At 42.9% G+C, this 1090-nt stretch carries 1 protein-coding gene; it reads left to right on the top strand.

The window, feature by feature from the left end; translation table 11 throughout:
- Window positions 1-72: 72 nt before the first annotated feature.
- On the top strand, window positions 73-1090 hold a 1018-nt coding region (ltrA, locus tag ACYQ2O_RS12355; protein ID WP_459796714.1), incomplete at its 3' end, for a group II intron reverse transcriptase/maturase.

Here is a 1090-nt window from a genome sequence, read left to right as displayed (position 1 = left end):
GAGGTCATAGTAGGGAAAATGTACCGAAGGACCGAACAGTATCAATACTTTGAAGATTGGAGGTTAGGCATTATGACAAACGCAGAAAACAACCACAAGGTTGGCAAGCTACAAAGGGATAAGCTGGAAGCGAAAGAGTATGTAGATGTGCGGAGTAATCGCCTAGGTGAACATAAAGACAAGTATGGTGAGTCTCTTATGAGTCTCGTTGTAAGTAAGAAGAATCTATTCACAGCAGCTAAAGTCGTCAGACGAAATAAAGGAGCTGCTGGAGTAGACGGAATGACAGTTAGCGAGGTGGAAAGTCATATATTAGAAGTTTATCCTTATCTGAGGAAGAAACTTCTAGACGGTTCGTATAGACCTCAACCTGTAAGACGGGTAGAAATTCCAAAAGCTAACGGTGGGATACGCAAACTAGGTATTCCCGTCGTGCGGGACCGAGTGGTCCAGCAAGCTATCAGACAAGTGATAGAGCCTATCATTGATAAACATTTTCTCCCACACAGTCATGGGTTCCGTAAAGGGAAAAGCAATCATACAGCTTTGAAAGAGTGTGTCGACTATTATCAGCAAGGCTATAAAGTAGCTGTCGATTGTGACTTGAAACAGTGCTTTGATACACTCAATCATGATAAGCTGATGTACTATCTCGAACAGTATATACAGGATAAGATGATTCTAAAAATTATCCGTAAGTTCTTACAGAGCGGTGTCATAGATCTGTCTGGCGAATTCGTAGAAAGTAACACAGGCGCACCACAAGGTGGCGTGATTTCGCCCCTACTCAGTAACGTATACTTACATGAACTGGATAAAGAAATGAAGCAGAGAGGGCACCTTTTCGTCCGGTTCGCTGATGACTTCGTCATCTTTGTGAAGTCAAAACGAGCCGGTGAACGTGTGCTCCAAAGTATCACTCGCTTCATTGAAAAAGACCTGAAATTAACTGTCAACCAAGAGAAAAGTAAAGTGGGTTCCCCAACACGTTTAAAGTTCTTGGGTTGTCTGATAACCACAGTGAATGGGGTCTGTCGTTACAGACCTTCGAAAGAAGCCAAAGCGAAATTCATGCGTACCTTGAAACGCT

It is taken from the genome of Alkalibacterium sp. m-11 (genome assembly GCF_054658155.1).
Note: the sequence above shows the minus strand (reverse complement) of the source record. Positions and strands in the feature narration are given on the sequence as shown.